This is a genomic window from Stutzerimonas stutzeri, assembly GCF_024448895.1.
Taxonomy (GTDB): Bacteria; Pseudomonadota; Gammaproteobacteria; order Pseudomonadales; family Pseudomonadaceae; genus Stutzerimonas; species Stutzerimonas stutzeri_Q.
In genome coordinates, this window is record NZ_JAMOIC010000014.1 from 88,572 (window position 1) to 113,060 (window position 24,489).

The 24,489-nt window shown below is 62.9% G+C and carries 22 protein-coding genes; 8 read left to right on the plus strand and 14 right to left on the minus strand.

Annotated features, from left to right (window positions below; all coding sequences use genetic code 11):
- The first annotated feature begins 162 nt into the window (after positions 1-162).
- Positions 163-807, plus strand: a complete 645-nt coding sequence (locus NA619_RS16815; RefSeq protein ID WP_255963003.1) for an HAD family hydrolase — start codon at positions 163-165, stop codon at positions 805-807.
- On the opposite strand, the gene NA619_RS16820 is transcribed toward NA619_RS16815, so the two are convergent.
- The 4 genes from NA619_RS16820 to NA619_RS16835 all read right to left on the minus strand — a co-directional run bounded on the left by NA619_RS16820 (position 800) and on the right by NA619_RS16835 (position 5,731).
- Positions 800-2,746, minus strand: coding sequence for an alkaline phosphatase D family protein (locus NA619_RS16820; RefSeq protein ID WP_255963004.1), 1,947 nt, complete (start codon positions 2,744-2,746; stop codon positions 800-802). The genes NA619_RS16815 and NA619_RS16820 overlap by 8 nt on opposite strands.
- A gap of 531 nt (positions 2,747-3,277) precedes the next feature.
- A complete protein-coding gene (locus NA619_RS16825) occupies positions 3,278-3,559 on the minus strand; it encodes a hypothetical protein (RefSeq protein WP_255963005.1) in 282 nt (93 codons plus the stop codon).
- 47 nt (positions 3,560-3,606) lie between these two features.
- Positions 3,607-4,197: an RBBP9/YdeN family alpha/beta hydrolase gene (locus NA619_RS16830; RefSeq protein ID WP_255963006.1), complete on the minus strand. Its 591-nt coding sequence runs from the start codon at positions 4,195-4,197 to the stop codon at positions 3,607-3,609.
- Between the two features lie 451 nt (positions 4,198-4,648).
- Complete coding sequence (locus tag NA619_RS16835; RefSeq protein WP_255963007.1) at positions 4,649-5,731, minus strand: aminopeptidase; 1,083 nt, start codon at positions 5,729-5,731, stop codon at positions 4,649-4,651.
- Positions 5,732-5,839: 108 nt separating this feature from the next.
- Here NA619_RS16835 and NA619_RS16840 point away from each other — a divergent pair, with 108 nt between their 5' ends.
- The 4 genes from NA619_RS16840 to NA619_RS16855 all read left to right on the plus strand — a co-directional run bounded on the left by NA619_RS16840 (position 5,840) and on the right by NA619_RS16855 (position 9,335).
- Entirely contained in the window at positions 5,840-6,265 is a 426-nt protein-coding gene (locus NA619_RS16840; RefSeq protein ID WP_255963008.1) for a hypothetical protein, read from the plus strand.
- Between the two features lie 118 nt (positions 6,266-6,383).
- On the plus strand, positions 6,384-6,806 hold the full coding sequence (locus NA619_RS16845) for a hypothetical protein (protein ID WP_255963009.1): 423 nt from the start codon (positions 6,384-6,386) through the stop codon (positions 6,804-6,806).
- A gap of 38 nt (positions 6,807-6,844) precedes the next feature.
- Positions 6,845-7,840, plus strand: coding sequence for an LLM class flavin-dependent oxidoreductase (locus NA619_RS16850; protein WP_255963010.1), 996 nt, complete (start codon positions 6,845-6,847; stop codon positions 7,838-7,840).
- A gap of 130 nt (positions 7,841-7,970) precedes the next feature.
- Positions 7,971-9,335 carry a cation:proton antiporter gene (locus NA619_RS16855; protein WP_255963011.1) on the plus strand — a complete coding sequence of 455 codons (1,365 nt, stop codon included), beginning with the start codon at positions 7,971-7,973 and terminating at the stop codon, positions 9,333-9,335.
- Between the two features lie 58 nt (positions 9,336-9,393).
- Here the strand turns inward: NA619_RS16855 and NA619_RS16860 are convergent, their stop codons facing one another.
- The 6 genes from NA619_RS16860 to NA619_RS16885 all read right to left on the minus strand — a co-directional run bounded on the left by NA619_RS16860 (position 9,394) and on the right by NA619_RS16885 (position 15,870).
- On the minus strand, positions 9,394-9,609 hold the full coding sequence (locus tag NA619_RS16860; protein ID WP_122167894.1) for a dodecin: 216 nt from the start codon (positions 9,607-9,609) through the stop codon (positions 9,394-9,396).
- Between the two features lie 666 nt (positions 9,610-10,275).
- Positions 10,276-10,491 carry a KTSC domain-containing protein gene (locus NA619_RS16865; protein WP_255963012.1) on the minus strand — a complete coding sequence of 72 codons (216 nt, stop codon included), beginning with the start codon at positions 10,489-10,491 and terminating at the stop codon, positions 10,276-10,278.
- Positions 10,488-12,293 (minus strand): ABC transporter ATP-binding protein, encoded by a 1,806-nt coding sequence (locus NA619_RS16870; protein WP_255963013.1) that lies wholly within the window; start codon positions 12,291-12,293, stop codon positions 10,488-10,490. The genes NA619_RS16865 and NA619_RS16870 overlap by 4 nt, the downstream gene beginning before the upstream one ends.
- Positions 12,290-13,444, minus strand: coding sequence for an arabinogalactan endo-1,4-beta-galactosidase (locus tag NA619_RS16875; protein WP_255963014.1), 1,155 nt, complete (start codon positions 13,442-13,444; stop codon positions 12,290-12,292). The genes NA619_RS16870 and NA619_RS16875 overlap by 4 nt, the downstream gene beginning before the upstream one ends.
- A 12-nt stretch (positions 13,445-13,456) precedes the next feature.
- Positions 13,457-14,698, minus strand: coding sequence for a UDP-galactopyranose mutase (gene glf / locus NA619_RS16880; protein WP_255963015.1), 1,242 nt, complete (start codon positions 14,696-14,698; stop codon positions 13,457-13,459).
- Positions 14,686-15,870, minus strand: a complete 1,185-nt coding sequence (locus NA619_RS16885; protein ID WP_255963016.1) for a glycosyltransferase family 1 protein — start codon at positions 15,868-15,870, stop codon at positions 14,686-14,688. The genes glf and NA619_RS16885 overlap by 13 nt, the downstream gene beginning before the upstream one ends.
- 408 nt (positions 15,871-16,278) lie before the next feature.
- Here NA619_RS16885 and galE point away from each other — a divergent pair, with 408 nt between their 5' ends.
- Entirely contained in the window at positions 16,279-17,343 is a 1,065-nt protein-coding gene (gene galE / locus NA619_RS16890; protein WP_255963017.1) for a UDP-glucose 4-epimerase GalE, read from the plus strand.
- A gap of 30 nt (positions 17,344-17,373) precedes the next feature.
- On the opposite strand, the gene NA619_RS16895 is transcribed toward galE, so the two are convergent.
- Both NA619_RS16895 and NA619_RS16900 read right to left on the minus strand, forming a co-directional pair.
- Positions 17,374-18,762, minus strand: coding sequence for a S8 family peptidase (locus tag NA619_RS16895; RefSeq protein ID WP_255963018.1), 1,389 nt, complete (start codon positions 18,760-18,762; stop codon positions 17,374-17,376).
- Positions 18,763-18,942: 180 nt separating this feature from the next.
- Complete coding sequence (locus tag NA619_RS16900; RefSeq protein ID WP_255963019.1) at positions 18,943-19,827, minus strand: LysR family transcriptional regulator; 885 nt, start codon at positions 19,825-19,827, stop codon at positions 18,943-18,945.
- Between the two features lie 126 nt (positions 19,828-19,953).
- On the opposite strand from NA619_RS16900, the gene trpB reads away from it, so the two are divergent.
- Together trpB and trpA are read left to right on the plus strand one after the other, a co-directional pair.
- Positions 19,954-21,171, plus strand: coding sequence for a tryptophan synthase subunit beta (gene trpB, locus NA619_RS16905; protein ID WP_272891805.1), 1,218 nt, complete (start codon positions 19,954-19,956; stop codon positions 21,169-21,171).
- Positions 21,168-21,977 (plus strand): tryptophan synthase subunit alpha, encoded by an 810-nt coding sequence (gene trpA / locus NA619_RS16910; RefSeq protein ID WP_255963021.1) that lies wholly within the window; start codon positions 21,168-21,170, stop codon positions 21,975-21,977. Before trpB ends, trpA begins: the two co-directional genes overlap by 4 nt.
- A 139-nt stretch (positions 21,978-22,116) precedes the next feature.
- Here the strand turns inward: trpA and NA619_RS16915 are convergent, their stop codons facing one another.
- Positions 22,117-23,259, minus strand: a complete 1,143-nt coding sequence (locus NA619_RS16915) for an acyl-CoA dehydrogenase family protein (protein ID WP_255963022.1) — start codon at positions 23,257-23,259, stop codon at positions 22,117-22,119.
- Between the two features lie 12 nt (positions 23,260-23,271).
- Entirely contained in the window at positions 23,272-24,468 is a 1,197-nt protein-coding gene (locus tag NA619_RS16920; protein ID WP_255963023.1) for an acyl-CoA dehydrogenase family protein, read from the minus strand.
- Positions 24,469-24,489 lie beyond the last annotated feature (21 nt).

Consider the following 24,489-nt stretch of genomic DNA (forward strand, 5'->3'; position numbering starts at 1 on the left):
TGCTGGCGATCATGGCGACGTTCAAGAAAGCATCCCGCCAAACACCTCGATGCGCTGCCCGCTGATCCCTTGCGCCGAGCCCACGCTTGCCGGTGCTCTGGTTTGCCGGCTAAGCGCCGAGTGCGGGACAATCGGCGGCCACCCAGCAGCCGGCTCGCCTTCATGCATCATTCGACCATCCTCTTCGACCTCGACGGCACCCTCACCGACCCGCGCGAAGGCATCACCCGCTCGATCCAGCATGCGCTGGCCAAGCTCGGCATCGAAGAGCCGGAACTGACCAAGCTCGAACCCTTCATTGGGCCGCCGCTGCTGCAGGCCTTCATGGAGTTCTACGGCTTTGACGAAGCCCGCGCCTGGGAAGCGGTCGGGCACTACCGCGAGCGTTTCAAGACGGTCGGCCTGTATGAAAACCTGCTGTTCGAAGGCGTTTTGGAAATGCTTGAACACCTGCGCGGACAAGGCCGGACGCTTTATGTGGCGACATCCAAACCATCGGTATTCGCCCGCGAGATCGCCCGGCATTTCGCCTTCGACCATCACTTCAAAGTGATCTACGGCAGTGAGCTGGACGGCACCCGCACCAACAAGGTCGAGCTGCTGGCGCACCTGATTGCAGAGGAAAGGCTGGATGCAGAGCGGACGCTGATGATCGGCGACCGCAAGCACGACCTGATCGGCGCTCACCGCAACGGCTTGCAGGCGGCTGCAGTGGGTTACGGCTTCGGCAGCCACGCCGAGCTGATGGCCGAATCGCCGGCCTATTACTACGCCACGCTGCCGGCGCTGCGCGCGGCCTTCAGCTAGTTCCCCGGTCGCGTTCGGGCGCAAAGGTAACCGGCGGTGAGCCGTCGGCATTGATCTGTTCCACCCGATTCGGGCGGCCGTCTGCATCAAGCCGGATGCGGCCGATGCCCGAACCATTCCACAGGCGCTCGCCGGCACGGCTGCGGCTGGGCAGCCACGGCTGGACCCGCACCTTTCGGCGCTTGGTGAACCAGTTGAGCGGGGAGCGCGGCGAGTACAGCCAGCGGTTGAGCCGGTCGAACAGATCCAGCAAGCGCCGCGGGAACTCGTTTTTCACGCCACTGCTGGTGATCTGCCAGATCTTCGGCCCTTCCGCTCGGCCGCGGACATGCACCTCGTAGGCGAAGGAGTAATGCACGTCGCCAGAGAGAATCACGTAGTTGCCCGGCGTGCGGGTGTGGCGAAAGATGTTGAGCATCACCTGCGCGGCGCCGCGGTGGGCCATCCAGTTTTCCGCATCGACCAACAGTGACAGTCCCGCCCAGCTGAACACGCGCTGCACGGTTTCAATCAGCTTGACGCCGAACATCGGCGCCGGCGAGACGATGACTACCGAGCGATGATCAAGGATGTGTTGCTGCAGATCGGTGAGCGCCTCCCAATCCATCAGGCCCGACGGCCGATTCAGGTTACGCTCGCTGCGCCAGCGCCGGGTGCGGGTATCGAGCACCACCAGTGCTGGTTCGCTGGGAATGACATAACCCCAGTCGCCGCGCTGCAGCAGCTCGTCCACCACGCCGTCATGCAGCGCGCAGTCGAGTTGACCGCCCTCGCCGCTTGCCAGCAACGTCTCGACCGCCTGCAACGAGGTGACGCAGGCATCCGGCGCATTGCCCCAGGCCTGGCACAGCAAGTAACCGAGCAGCGCATTGCCGACGATGCGCCGAGAGAACGGATGGCCGTAGGCAGTCTCCTCCCAACGCGCGCTGAGGTTCCAGTCATCGGTGATGTCGTGGTCGTCGAAAATCATCAGGGACGGCAGATGCGCAAGCCCCCGCGCAACCTCAGGCAAACCCTTGCGGAACGACTCGATGCACACCGCTTCGCAGGCGTAGCGCTGCGCCATTTCCTCGTCCAGCGCAGGCATCTGCAGCTCGATCAGCGTCCAGGGCACCGGCGACCAGACCAGCAGGTACATGGCCAGCACTTCGCCCAACGAGACCAAATGGTTGTGTGCGCTCGACGTGGTGAACACCGGCTTCTCGACGCCACCGAAAAAGCGTTCGCGCAGGGCCTCGTTGGACTTGAAAGCCGGCAGCAATTGCTCGCGCTGGTAGTAGGTCGCCGGGTGCGCCATCAACTCCTCGCTGCTGGCGACGGTGGCGCCCTCCAGGCATTCGCCGTAGAGCCCGAGCCGGCGGATCAGCGCATGGATCGCCACCAGCATTGGTCCGGCAACATCATCGGCATAGACCTGATCACCGGTCATCAACAGCGCCGCCGGCCAGCGCTCAGGCGCGTATCGCGCCTCGGCCAGCAGCGTATCGACAGCCACCAGCCCATCAGCCGAGGCGTGGTGCGGCTTACGGCAGGAACCGTGCAGCAGGTCGTCGTAGCGCGAACGGATGACGAAGGCCGGACGGCTTGCGCCCCCGTGGATCAGATGCGGGGCCCAATCGGCAATGCCCTGCTCGGCGCCGTCTTGCCGGATCAGCAGGTCGTATTCGATCAAGCGATCAACCGGCAGCGGTGCGTCCAGCGGAACATCGATCAGGTGCAGCCAGGCCGAGGTGCCGATCCGTAGCTGACGACAGGATTCGCCAGCCAGTGTCACGGAACGTTCCGCCTCGCCTTCGGGCTGCAATGCCAGGCGCAGCGCCAGCGGCTCGCTGCCGACCAGCCAGATCACCAGCCGCGAAGCCTCCAGCCGGCGCAGCAAAGGGCCAGCGAGTACGAGCGGAAGGGATGACAAGGCATCGGATGGCGCGGGGTTCGGCATGCACGGCTCGCGGGCAGGGGTGGAGCATCAGAGTGTACCGAACGCCGCCGGTTCGACTTTGCCTCTTGGTGGACACGATCCACCGAGCGGCGGCAATCGGTGGATGAAAAGAGCGTCATCCACCCTACGGACGCAAAGCCTCATCACCAACACCACCCGTAGGATGGCGTTGAGCGAGGCGATACCCATCAACCCCAGAGGCTCACCGATGGGTATCGCAGGCTCAACCCATCCTACGGCACCGCCCCGGCGCGGATCCCGATTCGTAGGGTGGATCACGCTTCATCAATCCACCGAGTGGCGGCATCGGTGGATGAAAAAAGCGTCATCCACCCTACGGACGCAAAGCTCACCCACACACCACCCGTAGGATGGCGTTGAGCGCAGCGATACCCCTCAAATCCGGAGGCTCACCGATGGGTATCGCAGGCTCAACCCATCCTACGGCTGCCCCGGCGCGGATGCCGATTCGTAGGGTGGATCACGATTCATTGATCCGCCGAGCGGCGGAAATCGGTGGATGAAAAAGCGTCATTCACCCCACAGCGCAACGCCGCACCACAACACCACCCGTAGGATGGCGTTGAGCGCAGCGATACCCATCAAACCCGGAGGCTCACCGATGGGTATCGCAAGCTCAACCCATCCTACGGCTGCCCCGGCGTGGATGGTCGATTCGCTCGGTGGATCACGCTTCACCGATCCACCGAGTGGCGGCAATCGGTGGATGAAAAAAGCGTCATCCACCCTACGGACGCAAAGCCTCACCATCAGCACCACCCGAAGGATGGCGTTGAGCGCAGCGATACCCATCAAATCTGGCGCCTCACCGATGGGTATCGCAGGCTCAACCCATCATCCTACGGCGCTGCCATTTGGCCGGGTTGAGAACGTTCGATCAGCGTTTTCAGACGGTAGAGGTAGATCAATCCCTCCTCCCAACGGTGATGCCCGGAGGCCACATTGAGGTGCCCGACGCCGCTGAGAATCATTACCTCGCTGCCCCAGGCGCTCCCCAACGCTTGGGCGCGCTCGGCACTGGCCGCTGGATCATTGTTCGAACCCACCAGCACGCTGGGGAAGGGCAAACGCCCGTCAGGCAACGGGGCAAAATTGCGCAGCGGGTCGGGACAGTCAGGGCGTTCGGGGTCAGCCGGGGCGACCAGCAGCGCACCTGTGACGCGCCGCAGTGTCTCCTCAGGCGCCCCGCTCGCCCAATGCGCGACGGTCGGACAGCCCAGACTGTGAGCGATCAGAACCACAGGCTTTGGAGAAGACGCGATACAGCGATTAAGTTCGGCTACCCAGTCCGGTCGCTGCGGCAGTAACCAATCGGATTGCTCGACACGCTGACTGCCGGGGAGCGTGCGCTGCCAATGGCTCTGCCAGTGATCTTCGGGCGAGCCGTGCCAGCCGGGGACGATCAGATAGTGGACCGATTCGCTATGCATCACACACGCCTCGTGGTCTCGTAGAGCCGCGAGTCTAAAGGCGGCGGCAAATCGTCAGAAAGAATAAGAATTCATTTGGTTATTCTTTTTCGCACGCAAAAAAAGACGCGCCCTAAGGCGCGCCAAAAGTTGAAGCGCACGCATATCACTGATTCTGGCGATGAGGCCTCGGCGCAGCAGCGTTGTGATCAAATCGTCATCTGCCTGCCTATTGCCTTGTTGAAAGCCATCGGCGATTCGCGGATGACAACCGATGCTCGGCAAGTCAGGTCAGCAGTTCTAGAAAAATGGACGGAGGCAGGCGCGAAAGAATTCCCTGTCTCGTGCCTCGAAAGTGCCAATAGACGATGAGCGGTTGCGACCAACCTCGCCGAACAAGCCGTCAACGAACGCCTGTGCAGCGATCGCCAAGGCTTGTCGCAACTGGCTTTAAACGAACCGGCAAGCAGGCTCAGCGAAGCGAGTCCAGCAGTTGCGTCCGCTCGTCGGGCGGCAGGTCTCCCAGTGCTTCGACACGGGAATGGAAGCGCTGCCAATCCCGCCCGACCTGTTCGAACAACGTAGCGAACGCCGGCACCCATTCGTCATAAAGGCCGAACGGCACCAGGCTGGCATTGTTCAGCGGCTGAGCCATCCAGCGATCGAACCGGCCGTCGCCCTTCCAAGGCCCGTCGCGCAACTGCCGGTAAGCCTGACGCATGCGGTTGAACTCTGCAGCCTTGCCTGCGCGCATCGCGTCTTCGCCCACGCCAGAGGCATAAAGCGTGGCAAGGCGCCCCCGTGTATCGAGCACCAGCCCGGATAGGTCAGCGTAGTGTTCGCGCGCCGCATTACTGGCTGCGGGCAGGCCACGACTGGCGCGCCACTGCCGCATTCCCTCACGTTCGACGAAGGAGGCATAGGACTCGTTGAATGCCGTGTCGCCCGCCACGTACAACCGCTGGTGCGCCAGCTCATGGAAGATCAGCCCGGCCAGGCGCTCGTCGTCCCAGCGCAGCATCGAGCTGAGCAGCGGGTCGTCGAACCAGCCCAGCGTTGAATAAGCCTGCACGCCGGCAACCAGCGTGTCGTAGCCCTCGGCTTTGAGCAGGGCCGCCGCCCCGCGGGCGCGAGCGTCCTGGTAATAACCGCGATAGGCCACGCAACCGGCGATCGGAAAACAGTGGGTCAGCGGCGTCACGGAAAACTCTTCGGTGGCGAAGACATTCCACACCACATAGGGCCGCTGGATATCGGCGTAGACCCGGTAACTGTCGTTGTCCGGCAAGGCCAGATCGCTGCTGGCAAAGGCTCTGGCCTGGAGTGCAGCGCCTAGTCGCTGGCGCAGCTGCGGAGCGGTGGTCGGATCCTCGACAATCGCCAAGACCGGCTGACGTTGGCTCAAGAGCGTGAGCTGGCCGACCGCCAATTGGCCGTAATAAGTGCTGCAACCGCTCAGGCCAATGGCAAGCAACAAGGGAACCCAGCGCAGCGAACCGTTGTCGATTGGGGCGCTTTTAAGCTTCGAAAAGAACAATTGCTCACCGGTATGCATGGCCCAAAGGGTCGGTGCGCTGAGCCTACAACGACATCGAAGCCTACCCAACCACCGAGCACGCTGCGGCCAGCTGGCCAGAGCACCAACGGTCGGAGACCCCGTTCCATGCGATTCCTGATTCTTGCTCTCGCCCTGTCATCCCTCGGTGGTTGCGCCCTGTGGATGCCCTCGCCCGACCCCAACCAGGCCTGGATTGAACTGGCGCCAAGCGGTGAAACCGAACTCAAGGCCGTGGCGGTTGACGAAAAGCCGCTGGATGACCATCGCTATTTTCAGGTCACCCCGGGTAGTCATCAGCTGGGCATGCGCTATCGCTTCGAAGTCGGCGCAGCCAATGTCGGCGGCGACAGCGAAACGCTGGAGCGCGATTGCCGGCTGACCCTGGACTATGACGGCTTCAATGCCGGAGGCCGGTATCGACTGGTCGCCGGCGGCTACGGCTTCCGTCCCTGGGCGCGCCTCTACGACCAGCATGACCAGCTGCTCGCCAAGGCCAGCGAGCGCGGCTGCGGCGGAGTCGCCACGCGCTGATGCGGCAGTGAACACATCTGCCGCGATGCAGTCGTTGAAAAAGAGCCCCATCTGGCTCAGGCTCAATGGCTGACCGCGACAGCAGGCGCTGATTCTGCGGTTATCCGGAGGATTCACCATGCGTCTGCTCATCGCGCACGCCTTGTCACTCGCCGTCGCCATCGGTATCACCGGTTGCGCCAGTCCGTTGCCCGCGCCGGATCCGCAAATGGCCTGGGTCGACCTGAGCGCCGACGGCATCGACACGTTCATGTCCGACCGCCAGGATGGCAAGCGCACCCCCGACGGTCGCTATTTCCAGGTCAGCCCCGGCGCGCATGAACTCGAAGCGCGCTACGAATTCGAAATCAGCAGTGGCGGCTCCGGAGATTTCGGCGACACCCATTACCTGCGCTGCACCATGGTGATCCACTACGACGATTTTCAGCCCGGCCGGCGCTACCTGTTCCAGGCGCGCGCGCTGGGCTTCACCCCACAAGGCTGGCTGCGCGACGAGCAGAACCAGGTGCTGGCCCGCGCCGAGGCCGAGCATTGTTACTGAACCGCGCCGTCAGCCACCCGTCAGCAAAGAGGTAGACGATGTCCCGTATCGAACACACGCGTTTTTCCACCCTTGATCTGGCACCGATTCGTGATGACGGCGATGCCGGCCTCGCCCTGCGCAATTCACTGGCCCTGGCCCAGCATGTCGAAAAGCTCGGCTTCGAGCGCTTCTGGGTCGCCGAACACCACAACATGGACGGCATTGCCTCGGCCGCCACGGCGGTGCTGCTGGGCTACCTGGCCAGCGGCACCTCACGCATCCGGCTCGGCTCTGGCGGTGTGATGCTGCCGAACCACGCGCCGCTGGTGATAGCCGAGCAGTTCGGCACGCTAGATGCGCTCTATCCCGGCCGCATTGAACTGGGTCTGGGCCGTGCGCCCGGTGCCGATCAGTTCACCGCCCACGCGCTGCGCCGCGACCGCATGGGCAGCGCCGATGATTTCCCTGCTGATGTCGAGGAGTTGCAGCTGCTGCTCGGGCCGCGCCAGCACAATCAGCGAGTGATCGCGGTGCCCGGCGTGGGCAGCAATGTGCCGATCTGGCTGCTCGGCTCGAGCCTGTTCAGCGCGCAGCTGGCCGCAGCCAAAGGCCTGCCCTACGCTTTCGCCTCGCATTTCGCGCCGCGCTACATGCACGATGCGATTCGCCTCTACCGCGACAACTTCCGCCCGTCCGAGACGCTGGAGAAACCCTACGTGATGCTCGGCGTGCCGCTGATGGCGGCCGAGACGGACGAGCGCGCTGAGTACCTGGCGACCACCGCCTACCAGCGCATCCTCGCGTTGATCCGTGGGCAGAGCCTGGTGCTGGTGCCTCCGGTCAAGAGCATGCAGGGCAAGTGGCTGCCTCATGAGCAGGATGCCGTCGGCAGCTTCCTTGGCATGGCCATGATTGGCGGCCCGGAAAAGATCCGCGCGCGCCTGGACGTTCTGCTGGAACAAACCCAGGCTGACGAGCTGATCTTCACCTGCGAGTTCTACGAAACCGAAGACCGCCACCGCGCCTTCGACATCATCGCCGGCCTTCGTTAATCGCCTGTTCGCCAAGTCCCTCCCCAAGCCTACCGGACGGAATACGCGCCGCCCGGTAGACGCACCTGAACCTCGACCTTCAGCACCGTTCGAAACAGCAAGGCGCTCCTGCCTGCTTGCGGAAGACTGAATGAATTTTCTCGAATGGATGGCCGTGCTCGGCATCCTGTTGCTGATCCTTGCCCTGGCCTCGGCGTACCTGCGCTGGTTACCGGTCACCACGTCTCTGATCTACCTGGGCTTCGGGTTGCTGATCGGCCAGCTGGGCGTTGGCCTGTGGGACATGGATTTCCTTCACATCGCCGGCTGGATGGAGCACCTCACCGAGATTGCGGTGCTGGTGTCGCTGTTCGTCAGCGGGTTGAAGTTACGCATGCCCCTGCGCGATCCGGCGTGGAAGAGCGCCTACATACTCGCCGGGCCGGTGATGCTGGCTTGCATCGCCGGCGTTGCGATGTTGTGTCACTACCTTTTCGGATTGAGCTGGGGCATCTCGGTGCTGATCGGCGCCATCCTCGCGCCGACCGATCCGGTATTGGCCAGCCTCGTGCAGGTGAACAACTCGCGGGACGAGGATCGAGTTCGCTACGGCCTTTCCGGAGAGGCCGGTTTCAATGACGGCACCGCCTTCCCCTTCGTGGTCTTCGGGCTGCTGCTGATCGAGCAGGAAACGCTGGCCGCAGGCTGGGTGAGCGAATGGGCCCTGCATCGTGTGCTCTGGGCGATACCGGCGGGGCTACTGTCTGGCTACCTGCTTGGCCGGCTGATCGGCAAGCTGGCGATCTTCCTCCGCGCGCGTAACGCCGACACCTCGATGTCGCCAAACGACTCGTTGGCGCTGGCGTTGATTGCCCTGGCCTATGTTGGCGCGGAGCTGATTGGCGCCTGGGGGTTTCTGGCCGTGTTCGCTGCCGGCCTTGGCTTGCGCCATGCAGAGAAGGACGCCGCCGACGAATCGGAAACGCCATCCGAAGAGCTGATCGCCAATGCGGTCCCGCACATGGCTGAAGGTGGCATGGCACCACGAGAGCTACCGTTGGCAGCCGAGAAAATTGCCGAACCCAGGGTCGCGGCTGGCGTGATGATGGGTGACATCCTGACCTTTGGCGGGCAGCTCGAGCGCATGCTCGAAGTGCTGCTGGTCACCATGCTGGGCGTACTGGTGTCCGTGCACTGGGACTGGCGTGCGGTGCCCCTGGCGCTGGCACTGTTCGCGATCATCCGGCCGCTGAGCGTTTGGCTGCTGATGCCACGCCGTTATCTGGACCGCACCCAAAGCCTCACGGTCGGCTGGTTCGGGATTCGCGGTATCGGCAGCCTCTACTACCTGAGCTATGCCGTTACACACGGCCTGCTACCAGACGAGACCGAGGACATCATTCAGCTGGTGATTTCGGTTGTGGTGTTGAGCATCGTGATTCATGGGCTGAGTACCCAGCCGTTGTTGCGTCTCTATGAACGCAGCCGCGGGCAGACGCCTAGCCGCAACGACTGACTGGCAGCACCCCGGGCAGCCGGCTGAAAAGCCGCTGCCGGGCCGCCCGGCCAGTTGATCAGCTGTTGGCGAGGCGGAAGCCGACCTTCATGGTGACCTGAAAATGGCCGACTTTGCCGTCTTCGACGTGGCCGCGAATCTCGCCCACCTCGAACCATTCGACGTTCTGCAATTTGCTGCTCGCCTCGGCGATGCCGTTCTGAATCGCCTCGTCGACGCTGTTGCGCGAGGAGCCGACGATTTCGATCTTCTTGTACGTGTGATGATCCGACATGAATAAATCCCCTTATGGTCTGAGGAGCCTCCGCTCGGTAATGACGCGTCCTTTCATTGAGGCCCGTGCAGCGGGTCGGAAGTTCAGCGCAACGGCACAATCAAACCCGTTGAATAGCAGAGGATCGACGATCGTAGGATGGGTTGAGCCTGCGATACCCATCGCCTCGGTGGTTTGGCGGGATTGATGGGTATCGCTTCGCTCAACCCATCCTACGGCACTGCGATACCCATCCACGGCTCTGGTATTCATCGACGCACAGCGGCCCGTGAGGCGTGCCGGAAGTTCAGCGCGACGGCACAATAAAACACGTTGAATAGCAGAGGACCGTTAACCGTAGGATGGGTTGAGCCTGCGATACCCATCGCCTCGGCGGTTTGGCGGGCAATGATGGGTATCGCTTCGCTCAACCCATCCTACGGCACTGCAATACCCCATCCACGGCCCTGGCATTCATCGACGTACAGGGGCCCGTGAGGCGTGCCGGAAGTTCAGCGCAACGGCGTAATCAAACCCGTGAATAGCAGAGGATCGACAACCGTAGGATGGGTTGAGCCTGCGATACCCATCGCCTCGACGGTTTGGCGGCGGCACTGATGGGTATCGCTTCGCTCAACCCATCCTACGGCACGCGGGAGCAGCTTATCCGCGCGACTACTGCCAGCGTCACTCGACCCGCTGATAGCGGTAATGCTGCGGCTTGAATACCTGGTTGAAATACCGGCCCAGCGAGTCGGCCTCCAGAAGGGCCTGCACGACCTCGGGTGGGACCTGTTCGTAGCGGTACAGAGATCCGTTATGGAACAGCACCTCCAGCGCCTGCTTGTCGGGGTCGTAACCCAGCTCGCGCAGGCTGCGCGAGCTAACGGCTACGCGCTTCATGGCGCTGGGTCAGGCTGCGCCGCGAAGCCTTCGGCCTGCATGCGCCACAGGGCGTCGAATTCGCCGCCACGGCTGCGCAGTTCGTGCGGCGGCCCGTCTTCGACGATGCGTCCGTCGCGCAGCACGATGATCCTGTCAAAGCTCGACAGCGTGGACAGGCGATGCGCCACGGCGACCACGGTGCGGTTGTAGACCAGGTTGTTCAGCGCGGCCTGGATCTCGCCCTCGGATTGGGTATCCAGCGCCGAGGTGGCTTCATCGAGGATGAGGATCGGGGAGTCCTTCAGAAATGCACGGGCGATGCCCAGACGCTGACGCTGCCCGCCGGAGAGCATCACGCCACGTTCACCGACCAGGGTGTCGTAGCCCTGCGGCAGTTCGCGGATGAAGCCGTCGCAGAAGGCGTTGCGCGCCGCCTCCGCGACGTCCTCGTCACTGGCGTCAGGCCGCCCGTAGCGGATGTTCTCGCGAATGCTGCGGTTGAACAGCGCGGTCTCTTGCGGCACCACCGCGATCTTCTCGCGCAGGCTGTCCTGGCTGACGCTGCGAATATCCTGACCGTCAATGACGATACGGCCGGTCTGCACATCGTCGAGGCGCTGGATCAGGTTGATCAGCGTCGACTTGCCCGCCCCGGATGAGCCCACCACACCCACTTTCTGCCCGGCCGGTATGTGCAGGTCGAGGTGTTCGAATACCTTGCGCCGGTCGGGATAGCTGAAACCGATACCTTCGAAGGTGATGTCGCCTTCGGCAAGCAGCAGCTGGGTATCGTTGTCTTCCAGGCCGTGAGGCTGAACGATGATGCGCAGGGTATCGTCGATGGCGCCGATCTGCTGGGTCGCGTCCACCAGCGCCAGCGCCAGGTCACGCGAGCCATGCAGGATGCGGAACGTCAGCGCGCTGACCAGCACCACGTCACCCGCCGTCACTTCACCGCCGACCCAGAGATTGATCGCCCAGATCAGCATGCCGCCGGCCATCACCGACAGGCAGATGTCGTGCATCACCCGGGCTTTTTCCAGGTACATCCAGCTGCGCCGCTGGGCACGCGCTTCATAGCCGATTTCATGGGCCAGGCGCTCGGCCTCGCGGTCACGGGCAGAGAACGCCTTGATGGTCCAGACGTTCGATACCGCGTCTACCAACTCGCCGCCAACCCGCGCCGACTGAGCGGCGAAGCGCTGATGCTTGGCGCGGCCGCGGATGCCGAAGCCGGTGATCAGCACCGCGACGATGGCAACGAAGAGGATCAGCGCCACCGCCATCCGCACGTCCACGGTGAGCAGCACCACCACGGCACCGACAAAGTCGATGATGGGCGGCACGATCTTCCAGGCCAGCCCGCCATAGATGGCACCGGCCGCTGCGCCCAGCGCTGAGATCCGATTGCCCAGCGAGCCGGCAAAATGCTCGGTGAAATAGCGCATCGGGTGGCCGGTCAGGTGCTTGAACAGGTCAACCCGGATGTCCACCACGCTAGCCACAACGGTGCGACAACCCAGCCAGCCGCCGAGCCGCCAGAACACGTTCTCGGTGACGATCAGCGCGATGAACAGGCCCAGCGGAAACCAGACCTCCGCCGCACTGCGATCCGAGCTGTTCTGAGCCATAGCGTCGACCAGCAGCTTCATGCCGTACTGCACCGCAACTGCACAACTGGACGCGCCGATGATCAGCGCCATCAGGCCGCTGAAGTGCCAGGGTCGGGCGCACACGTAGCGCCAGAGAAAAGCCACCGGCCGGATAGGCAGCGGCGCCGCCTTTGGCTTGGCATTAGGCACTCCAGCCGGCGCGTTCATGTCAAGGTTTCGGCAGGCTGCAGCGCGGCACCCAGTTGACTGAAGCGCATCCGCTGCAGGCGCAGCTCGTCAGCCAGCCCTTCGTGTACGCAGCGGTTGCCGCTTTCGTCCGGAAAGCCCAGCAGCCCCACTGGGCAATGACGGTCATCGGTCCAGCCTGGGTAGTCGACCACTGGATACAGGCAGATACCCTCCACCGGTACGCCGGCCTGCATCGCCAAGCCTGCCTGTTCACTGACATAACGCAGCCAGTCGCCGCGCACATCGCCTTCGGCGCCGGTTTCAGCAATCAGTAACGGTCTTTTGTACCGCTGCCAGATCTCACGAAGAATGCCTTTGAAGGGCCGATAGTCCGAACTGTTCCGAGCAATGGTGCTGCCGTCTTCGTGGTACCACTGGTTATCGGAGTAGTAGTTCACGCCGATGATATCGAGATACTCCGGCGCACCCCCGAGGCCAGGCCACAGCTCACCGGTCAACATGTCCCACCCCTGAAACTGGGACAGACGGAAATCTTCGGCGGCGCGCTGCGGCCCTGGCCGATCGTTGCGCGAGGTGACGTGAATGGCCGGATCGACCTGCACGAAGCGTGCGTGGGGGTCCACGTCACGTATGGCCTCGATCGCCGCGATGGACGCTCGGATCAGCTGGTGCTTGAGCTCGAAACCTCGCCCCCGCGCCATTGGATTGAAATACGCCTCGTCGCCACCCGCCCAGGACCAGAACGAGATCTCGTTGATCGGCGCATAGAACGGCACCGCATCCGATTCGTCCTTGACCAGCTGCGCGGTGGCGGCGGCGAATCGGGCGAAGCGCTCGACGAATTGTGGCCGCCAGATGTCGACGTCGTCCGGCCAGCCGTAATGACAGAGGTCCCATATCACCTGAGAGCCCTGACGCTGCGCCGCCTGCAGCATCGGCAGAAAGCTCGACCAGTCGTAGTGACCGGGCGTCTGCTCGATCAAGTGCCAGCGCACGCCATCCCGGACGCCGTGCAGACCATGACGATGGAGCACGGCGTAGTCGTGGGCAGCCCAACGGTCATGGCCGGTGGCGGCCAGCAGATCGAGGCGCCGACCATCGCTGCGACGATGGGTCGAGCATTCGAAGCCGGCGAGAAAGAAGCTTTTGAACAACGATGGCTGATGCATCACGCGCTTTCCTCAGGGTGCCTGATCGGCCAGGCTACGCGCGTGCTCAGCGCCCTCTCCGGCGGCCGACCCCTGCTCCGCTTCCTCGATGCGCTTGTACAGCGCCAGCGCCTGACCGACCACCTGATCCATGTTGTAGTACTTGTAGGTGCCGAGGCGGCCAACGAAGGTGACGCCGGGCGTCTCGTCCGCAAGTTGCTGGTAGCGCTTATACAACTCGGCATTTTCCGGCCGCGGGATCGGGTAGTAGGGGTCGCCCTCGGCCGCGGGGTACTCGTAGGTAACGCTGGTCTTCGGGTGGACCTGCCCGGTGAGGTGCTTGTACTCGCTGATGCGCGTATAGGGCACATCTTCGCTAGGGTAGTTGACCGTACCGACCGCCTGGAACTGCTCTTGCTCGAGCTGCTTGTGCTCGAACTTCAGCGAGCGGTATGGCAGCTTGCCGAAGCGGTAGTCGAAGTATTCGTCGATCGGGCCGCAGAAGATCAGGTGGTCGTACTGCACCTCGTCACGGATCTCGCGGTAGTCCGTGTTGATCATCACCTTGATGTTCGGGTGAGCGAGCATCTTCTCGAACATCTTGGTGTAGCCGTACTTGGGCATCTGCTGGAAGGTGTCGGTGAAGTAGCGGTCATCGGTGTTAGTGCGCGTGGGGATGCGCGAGGTCACCGACTTGTCCAGCTGCGACGGGTCCAGCCCCCACTGCTTGCGGGTGTAGCCGCGGAAGAACTTCTGATACAGCTCGCGGCCGATGCCGTTGATCACCACGTCTTCGCTGGTCTGGATGTTCTCTACCGGCTCGGCACGGCTGGCGAGGAAATCTGCCGCTTCCTTTTCGGTCGTCATGTTCAGACCGTAGAGCTTGTTCAGCGTAGTCATGTTGATCGGAATCGGCACTTCCTGCCCGTCCACCTGCGCCAGCACACGATGCTCGTAGGGGCGCCACTCGGTGAATCGCGAAAGGTAATCAACGATGCGCTGGGCGTTGGTGTGGAAGATGTGCGGACCGTAGCGATGAATCAGCACGCCGGCTTCGTCGTAATGGTCGTAGGCATTGCCGCCGATATGCGGACGCCGGTCGACCACCAGCACGCGCTTGTTCAAGCCTGCCGCAAGGCGCTCAGCAAGCACACTGCCGGCAAAGCCCGCGCCGACAATCAGATAGTCGAAGCCGCGCCGGCGGGCGGACGATCCTTCGCTGGCGCCACCGCCTGCATGCTCGGGGTTGCTGTCTCGCAGGCTTACTTCGCGCATTTCATCTTCTCCTTCATCAGCGCCCAGGTGTGATCCCAGGACATGTCGCCAAGAATTTCGTCGGCCGTCTTCAACAGACGGTCGCGGTCTTCGCCATCGACCAGGGCTTTTTCCACCGACGCTACGAAGGCATCGGCGCCGTCGGCGATGTAGACGATTTCGGTGTCGCCGTAGGTGCGCACCACGTCCTTGATTGGCGTGGAAACAACCGGGCAGCCACCGGCCAGGTATTCGGGTGTCTTGGTCGGGCTGATGAACCGCGTCGACTCGTTCATCGCGAACGGCATGATCGCCACGTCCCAACCGGACAGGTACTTCGGCAACTCGTCGTACGTCTTGCCGCCCAGGTAGTGGATGTTGTCGCGCTGCGGCAGGTCTGCCGGGTCGATCTTGACCACTGGCCCGACCAGCACGAATTGCCAGTCCGGCCGCTGCTTCGCCATATCGGCAACCAGTTCGATATCGAATCGCTCGTCGATCACCCCGTAGAAGCCCAGCCGCGGGTGCGGGATTTCTGATTGGTCGACCGGGTCGGCCTGAGTCCGCCGCGCTTCGGCGAAATGCGCGACATCGACGCTGCTGGGGAAGGCGTGGGCGTTGTCGTGCAGCTCACGCTTGGCTTCCCAGATGCTGTAACCGCCGGTAAAGACCAGATCGGCGCGCTTGAGCAGCTCACGCTCGCGCTCGACCAGTTCCGGCGGCGCCCCGCGAAACGCGGACAGCTCGTCCATGCAGTCGTAGACGATCAGAGAAGGTTCGAGATGGCCGGCGTAATCCAGCGCCATCGGTGTGTAGAACCAGAGCATCAGCTCGTTGACGCCCAGCTTGCTCAGGTAACCGTCGAGCAGGTCACGCTGCACGCGCAATGCGGTGGCGCCTTCGCAGCCATGGGGCAGACGCGGGACCAGCACCTGCACGCCGTTCTCTTCAGGGCGCACTTCCAGCCAGGGCTGTTCATCCTCGGTAGGGATGGGTTCTTCGCAGAACAACAGATTGAAGTCCCGGGCGAATCGCGACATCAGATGTTGTGGACGCTGATAGACGAAACTCCAGCGTAGATGGGACAAACACAGCAGCGTGGGCACCTGCTCGTCGAAGATGACTTCGGGCGGTGTCTCCTGCTTGTCGGGGGATTTGCCAATTTCGTATTGGTAGGGGCCGGCCCAGCTCATGGAAACCTCGTCATCGGGCGAAGCCGCTCCTGAATCCCTTCCGCCGCATCGCAAAACCCGCGCTCCTGCGCGTGGAAATCAAAAAAGCAGCGCTTTCGGAGAGCAGAAGAACCACCGTTGCGCAAGCACCATCCGCCGGCTATGGACGGTGTGGCGCCAGACAAGGTTCCCTATAGGCCCATGGTGGTCGGTCATCGGCTGACTACCGTTTCGCTGGAACTTGCTCACACCTTTCCTCGTCCGTATCACAGGACGCCAGTTTTATCCCGGCATCGGAACCCCGTGCTCCCGCAGTAAGCACGCTCCGATTCGCCGACCCTAACCCTGGAGATGTACGCAGCGACCGAGCTCAAACGGCCAGCCGCAGTCTCTTTGCGCGTCGAAAAAATTGTTATGCGAGGTAGACACATGATTCTGGTAACGGGTGGAGCGGGTTACATCGGCTCCCACGCAGTGCTGGAACTGCTGACGGCAGGGCACGAAGTCTTGGTCCTCGACAACCTTTGCAACAGTTCCAAGGTCGCGCTTGATCGAGTGGAGCAACTTGCCGGGCGCAAGGTGCAATTCGTCAAAGGCGATGTGCGTAACCGTTCGCTGCTCAATGCGCTGTTTGCCTCCTATCCGGTGACCGCAGTGCTGCACTTCGCCGGCCTCAAGGCGGTGGGTGAAAGCGTGCGCGAACCGTTGCGCTACTACGAAACCAACGTCAGCGGCAGCATCGCGCTATGCCAGGCGATGGCCGAAGCCGGAATTTTCAAGCTGGTCTTCAGCTCCTCGGCGACCGTGTATGGCGAGTCTCCACGCATGCCGATCACGGAAAACTGCCCGACAGGTATACCGACCAACCCCTACGGCCAATCCAAACTAATGGCCGAGAACGTACTCAAGGGGCTAGCTGAGTCCGACCCGCGCTGGTCTATCGCGCTGCTGCGCTATTTCAACCCGATCGGTGCTCACGAGTCCGGGCTGATCGGTGAAGACCCCAACGGCATTCCGAACAATCTGCTGCCCTACATGCTTCAGGTTGCAGTCGGTCGTCGCAAGCATCTCAATGTCTACGGCGCCGACTATCCGACACCTGACGGCACCGGCGTGCGCGACTACATCCACGTGGTCGACCTCGCCAAGGGTCATCTCAAGGCACTTGAACGCCTCGAACAGGTTCACGGTGTTTCCACGTGGAACCTAGGCACAGGGCGTGGCTATTCGGTACGCCAGATGGTCACGGCCTTCGAAGAAGTCATCGGACGACCGCTGCCGCATATCTACAAGGCCCGCCGTCCCGGCGACATCGCACAATGCTGGTCGGACACGACGAAAGCGCGCGAAGAATTGGGCTGGGAGGCAGAGAAAGGGCTGCTGACAATGCTCGGCGATGCCTGGAGATGGCAGAGCCGCAACCCGCAAGGCTATGCGACCGAAAAAGTTGCGAAGAAGACCGAGTCCAATACCGAAACCGCGCTGGCCAGTTAGGCCTGCGCGGCAACAGTTGCGGTTATTGGCTCAAGGTGCGGTGCAGGCAAGCTCACGACGGATTTTGGAAGCGTCGAGCCGTCTGTTCTGCTGGACCGCCCCAGTCAGCTGAGGGTCCTGAACGGCCGTTCGCAGCAGCGCTTCGCGAATCTGCGCGCTGGTAGCGCAAGGGTTAAGCGATGCGTAGAGCGCAGCCGCACCAGCAACGTGGGGCGCAGCCATGGACGTGCCGCTCATGTAGGCGTAACCGGCCCCACTTATCGTAGGCACCGTGGATATGATGCTCACGCCTGGTGCCGCGATGTGAACACTGTTCACACCGTAGTTCGAGAAGCTCGCGCGACGACCATTCTGATCGATCGCCCCCACTGATATTACGTTCGGCAAGTTGTAGCTCGCCGGGTAGCTCGGGGTACTGTCTATGTTGAGGCCGCTGTTACCAGCCGCTGCGATGAACAAGATATTTGCATTGCCAGCGGCCTGGATGGCGTCTTGAAGCGCTTGGGAATACCCGCCGCCGCCCCATGAGTTGTTCGTCGCGACTAGGTCGATCTTCTTGGCCAGTTTCAGCTGCGTCAGGTAGTTGATCGCCTTAACCGCGCCAGCCGTTGTGCCACCGTTGGCCCCGAGAAATTTCGCGGTGATCAGCTTGGCGGTCGGGCAAACGCCGAACACACCGGCACCGTTGTTGGCAACCGCTGCGACCGTTCCCGCCACGTGTGTACCGTGATCATCCGCAAGGCCGTCGTAGACGCTGGCGTTATTGGCGGCAAAGTCCCAGCCATGAATATCGTCCACGAATCCGTTGCGATCGTTGTCCTTACGATCGGCACGGGAGCCCTCGCCTGGATTGATCCAGATGTTGGCGCGCAGATCACCATGCGTCGTCATTACGCCTTCGTCGATGATGCCGATGTGCACCTTGCTCGAGCACAGCGCACCGGCGTTCCACGCCGCGAGCGCACCACTGCCGTATGGCGACGCCGGTGATGTCGTGGCGCCTTGCATACCCCAAAGCATGTTGATGCCAGGGTCGTTCGGGTTGGCTAGCTGCGTGCTGTAGGTCCAGTTCGGCTCGACAAAATCTACGGCTGGGTCGGCGGCAAGTTGTGCGATGAGCGCAGCATCTACCTTTTTGCCTTTGCCAAGCGTCGCCTGGACCAGATCGCCCTTGGCATCTTTTCTAGCCGCCTTGTCCAGCAGCTTCTGGGCAGCCTTCGCACCCTGCTTGTTCAACGCGGCACTCTTGGCCGCCTCGGTCGCGCCCGGCTTGAACTGCACCAGTATTTCCCCTTCGACAAAGGGCCGGCCGGCCTTGAGCGAAGCGCCAACCGCTGCGCTGGGCTTGGCTGCAACCTCCCCAGCCCCAATAGCAAGCATCGCAAAAACACCAAGGCACACACGCTTGTTCTGGACCATCACTGTTCTCCTCGAACGACTGCAGACAGTCCAGACGCCGATGCGCGGGACCGTTATGGACGTAAGAACTGTATCGGCAAGCGTAGTGTCGTTTTAGTGGCGCCAGACAGGCGGCACGACCACCCATCGGCTGCCGGGTACGCTTAAGACTGGCAGCATTGCGCCGCGACCGCCGCCGGATCAGGCCAATTGCTGGCGCAACCAGTCAGCCAGGCGTTCGGCACGGCGGTCAGTCCGGCGGGACGGCACCCAGAGCGCCAGTCGCGCGCCCGTTTCGACAAAGCCCCAGGGCGCGAGCAAACGCCCCTGGCGCAGGTCATCGGCGACTAGCTGATGCGGAGCAATGGCTACGCCCAGCCCGGCAAGTGCCGCCTCCAGCAAGAAATAGAGATGTTCGAAGCCCTGGCCCATGCGCAGTGCGTCCGGCTCCAGGCCGTTGCCCTTTGCCCAGGCTGGCCACGCTTGTGGCCTGGATGCGGTGTACAGCAACGCTTCGCCAAGCAATGCCGAAGCCGGCGCCTGGTGCAGCGCAGCACAATGAGGGTGATGCGGACTGAGCACCGGGCCGATGCTTTCGCTGGCGAGTTCGTAAACCTGCATATCAGACGGCCAGGGCGGCTCGGCATACAACAGGGTGGCATCCAGCCCGGGCCGCCTCGGGTCCAGTTCACCCTCGCTGGCCGACAGCTGCAGGCGCAGCTCCGGCAGCTCGCGATTGAGCCGGTCGAGCCGCGGGATGAACCAGCGCGCCAGCAGACTGCCGGGACAGCCCAGTACGAAGGGCGCATCCACTGTCTGCTGGCGCAGCTCGGCGCAGCACGCACGCAGCCGGTCGAAAGCTTCACCAGCAGCATCGCGCAGGCGCAGTCCCGCATCGGTGAGTTTTACGCCGCGTCCCTCTTTGCTGAACAGCGCCACGCCAAGATCGTCTTCGAGCAGCCGGATCTGCCGACTGACGGCACCGTGGGTCACGCTGAGTTCCGACGCCGCTTGGCTTACGCTCTGCAGCCGCGCAGCCGCTTCGAAGGCGCGCAAGGCGTTGAGGGGAGGGAGATCTTTGCTCATCAGTGAGTTTTCCTGACAGGTTACGGCGATCTTATCGCTTTTTATCCAGGCCAGAGTCGGTTAATTTTCGGCCCATCGCGCGATCCTTTCCCTTGAATGGATTGCCGCCACCTACTCCCGCAGGAGATGACCATGACCTCATTCCGCAGCGGCCCTGATGCCAAGGGCCTGTTTGGCCACTTCGGCGGTCAGTACGTCGCCGAAACTCTGATGCCGCTCATTCACGAGCTCGCAGCCGAGTACGAAAAAGCCAAGACCGATCCCGAGTTCGCCAAGGAGCTCGCCTACTTCCAGCGCGACTACGTCGGCCGCCCTTCCCCGCTCTATTACGCTGAGCGCCTGACCGAGTTCTGCGGCGGCGCGAAGATCTATCTCAAGCGCGAAGAGCTGAATCACACCGGCGCGCACAAGATCAACAATTGCATCGGCCAGATCCTCCTGGCGCGGCGCATGGGCAAGCAGCGAATCATCGCCGAGACCGGCGCCGGCATGCACGGTGTGGCCACTGCCACCGTGGCCGCACGCTTCGGCATGCAGTGCGTGATCTACATGGGCACCACCGACATCGAGCGTCAGCAGGCCAACGTCTTCCGCATGAAGCTGCTCGGCGCCACGGTGATCCCGGTTACCGCCGGCACTGGCACCCTGAAAGACGCGATGAACGAAGCCCTGCGCGACTGGGTGACCAACATCCACGACACCTTCTACCTGATCGGCACCGTCGCCGGCCCGCACCCCTACCCGGCCATGGTCCGCGACTTCCAGGCCGTGATCGGCAAGGAAACCCGCGACCAGATGATGGCTCAGGAAGGTCGCCTGCCCGACTCGCTGGTTGCCTGCATCGGCGGTGGCTCCAACGCCATGGGGCTGTTCCACCCCTTCCTCGACGATAAAAACGTCAAGATCATTGGTGTCGAAGCAGCCGGCCACGGCATCGAATCCGGCAAGCATGCCGCGAGCCTCAACGGCGGCGTGCCGGGCGTGCTGCACGGCAACCGCACCTTCCTGCTGCAGGACGACGACGGTCAGATCATCGACGCCCACTCGATTTCCGCCGGCCTCGATTACCCCGGCATCGGCCCGGAACACGCCTGGTTGCATGACATCGGCCGCGTCGAATACACCTCGGTGACCGACGACGAAGCCCTCGCTGCGTTCCACAAGTGCTGCCGTCTGGAAGGCATCATCCCGGCCCTGGAAAGCGCCCACGCGCTGGCAGAGGTCTTCAAGCGGGCACCGACCCTGCCAAAGGATCACCTGATGGTGATCAACCTCTCCGGCCGCGGGGACAAGGACATGCAGACCGTCATGCACCACTACGACGAACAGGAAGAACATATATGAGCCGTTTGCAGACGCGCTTCGAGCAGCTGAAACAGGAAAACCGTGCGGCCCTGGTGACCTTCGTCACCGGCGGCGACCCGGACTACGCCACCTCGCTGGCCATCCTCAAGGGCCTGCCGGACGCCGGTGCCGACATCATCGAACTGGGCATGCCCTTCACCGACCCGATGGCCGACGGCCCGGCGATCCAGCTGGCAAACATCCGCGCTCTGGCGGCCAAGCAGGACCTGGCGAAAACCCTGCAGATGGTTCGTGAGTTCCGCGAGGGCAACCAGACCACCCCGCTGGTGCTGATGGGCTACTTCAACCCCATCCACAAGATGGGCGTCGAGCGCTTCCTCGCCGAGGCCGTTGAAGCCGGCGTCGACGGCCTGATCGTGGTCGACCTGCCGCCGGAACATAACGAAGACCTCTGCGACCCGGCCCAGGCCGCGGGGATCGACTTCATCCGCCTGACGACGCCGACCACCGACGACAAGCGCCTGCCTACCGTGCTCAACGGCAGCTCGGGCTTCGTCTATTACGTCTCGGTGGCCGGTGTGACCGGTGCAGGCTCGGCCACGCTGGAACACGTCGAAGAAGCCGTAGCACGCCTCAAGCGCCACACCGATCTGCCGCTGTGCATCGGCTTCGGCATCCGCACCCCGGACCAGGCGGCAGCCATCGCCCGACTGGCAGATGGTGTGGTGGTCGGCTCGGCGCTGATCGATCAGATTGCGAATGCCGAAACGTCCGAGCAGGCAGTCGAGGGCGTGTTGGGTTTGTGCAGGGAGCTTAGCGAAGGCGTGCGCAAAGCTCGCGATTGAAGTCTTTCGTGAGCTGAGCCAGCCTACATAAGATCAGAACTCCCTCCGCCACACCTGCTGGCGGTCGGCTAAGCACTGCGCATCTATCTCTATAAAAGAGAACCGGGCCAAGGGGCCCGGTCGTGGTGTGGCGAGCGCGTTACGCCACCTGCATCAACTTCGCATAGGCCTTCAAATGATGATCATCGTCCCCAAACTGGTGGGCGATCATCACCAGACGTTTGGCGTGGTGGGCGAGGTTGTACTCCCAGGTCATGCCGATGCCGCCGTGCAGCTGGATGGCTTCCTCGGCCACCTTGCGTGCGGCGCGGGCGCAGATGTATTTGGCGGCGGCGATGATGCGGCGGCGGTCGTCGTTGTCTTCGCCGTCGGCGAAGGTCGCGGCGAGGATCGCCATGCTGGTGGCCTGCTCCAGCTCGGTCTGCATGTCCACCATGCGGTGCTGCAGCACCTGGAACTTGCCGATCGGCACGCCGAATTGCTTGCGCGTCTTCAGGTAATCCAGGGTCAGCTTGCAGGCTTCGTCCATGCTGCCCAGCGCATCGGCGCACTGCGCGGCGATAGCCCGGCCCTGCTGGTAGCGCAGCGCGGGTAGTGCATTGCCGATTTCGCCAAGCACGGCGTCAGCACCCACCTGCACGTTGTCGAGGAATAGCTCGCAGCCCTTACGCCCATCGATGGTCGGGAAGACGCGGCGACTGACACCTTGAGAGTTCGGATCGACCAGGAACAAGCTGATGCCGGCCTCATCGCGGCTATCACCTGAACTGCGCGCGGAGACGATGATCTTACCGGCGCTGTGTCCGCCGATTACCACGGCCTTTCGCCCGGACAGGCGATAACCGCCGTCGACCGCTTCAGCTTCGGTCTGTACATCGTGCAGGTTGTAGTGGCTTTGCGGCTCGTCGAAAGCCACCGCCAACTGCAGCGAGCCGGCCGCGACCTGCGGCAGCAAGTCTGCTATTTGCGCGTCGCTGCCCAGCTGATTGAGCAATCCGCCGCCGAAGATGACCGATTGCAGGTAAGGCTCCAGCGTCAGGCCGCGGCCCAGCTCAGTCATCACCAGCATGATTTCCACACCGCCGCCGCCAAAGCCGCCTATCTCTTCCTCAAACGGCACGGCAGTCAGGCCCAGCTCGCCCAGCTGGCCCCAGAACTCGGCAGAAAAGCCCAGTTCCGACTCGCTGAATTTCTCGCGCTGCTCGAACGGGTAGGCGTCGCGCACCAGACGCGCCGCGGTGTCTTGCAGCATTTGCTGCTCTTCAGTCAGTTTGAAGTCCATTGCGGTGCCCCCTTACAGCTCGAGAATCATCTTCGAGACGATGTTCTTCTGGATTTCGTTGGAGCCGCCGAAGATCGACAGCTTGCGCATGTTGAAGTAGTCGCCTGCCAGCGACGCGCTGTAGTCGGCGTGCAAGAGGTCGCCTTCGTAGTCCAGCTGCATTTCCTCTTCAAGGAACGGCAGCGCGTACGGGCCGATGACCTTGCGCAGCAGGCTGGTGATGGCCTGGCGGATCTCGGTGCCCTTGACCTTGAGGATCGAGGATTCGGCGCCAGGCACGCCCCCTTCCTTCGCGGCCGCAAGAATGCGGAGGGTGCTCATCTCGATGGCCATCAGCTGCATTTCGACCTCCGCAACCTGAGCGCGGAACAATGGGTCTTCGAGCATCGGTTTGCCGTCGCAGACTTCCTTCATGGCGATGCGCTTCAGATGCGCCAGCGCAGCCTTGGAGGCGCCGATGCCGGCCAGGCCGGTGCGCTCGTGGGTCAGCAGGTATTTGGCGCAGGTCCAGCCCTGGTTTTCCTCGCCGACGAGGTTTTCCACCGGCACGCGCACGTTGTCGAAGAAGACTTCGTTGACCTCGTGGTCGCCGTCCAGGGTGATGATCGGCCGCACGCTGATGCCCGGGCTCTTCATGTCGATCAACAGGAAGCTGATGCCGCGCTGCTGCTGGGCTTCAGGGTCGGTGCGCACCAGGCAGAAGATCATGTTGGCGTGCTGGCCGAGGGTGGTCCAGGTCTTCTGGCCGTTGACCACGTAGTGGTCGCCATCGCGCACGGCGCGGGTCTTCAGGCTGGCCAGATCGGAACCGGCGCCGGGTTCGGAGTAGCCCTGGCACCACCAGTCTTCACCGGAGAGGATGCGCGGCAGGTAGTGGTCCTTCTGCTGCTGGCTGCCGAACTTGATGATTACCGGGGCGACCATGTTGACGCCGAACGGCACGGTCCGCGGTGCGCCGAACTGGGCGCATTCCTCGTCGAAGATGTGCTTCTCGACCGGGCCCCAGGTGGTGCCGCCCAGCTCCACCGGCCAGCCCGGCGCGTACCAGCCGCGCTTGACCAGGATCTGCTGCCAGCGCTCGTGATCCTGCTTGGACATGTGCTTGCCGAGCTTGACCTTGGCGGCGATGTCCGCCGGCAGCTCGTTTGTCAGGAAGGCGCGCACTTCATCGCGGAAGGCGAGCTCTTCGGCCGTGTAGTTGACGTTCATGGATGAATCCTCGATATCCGA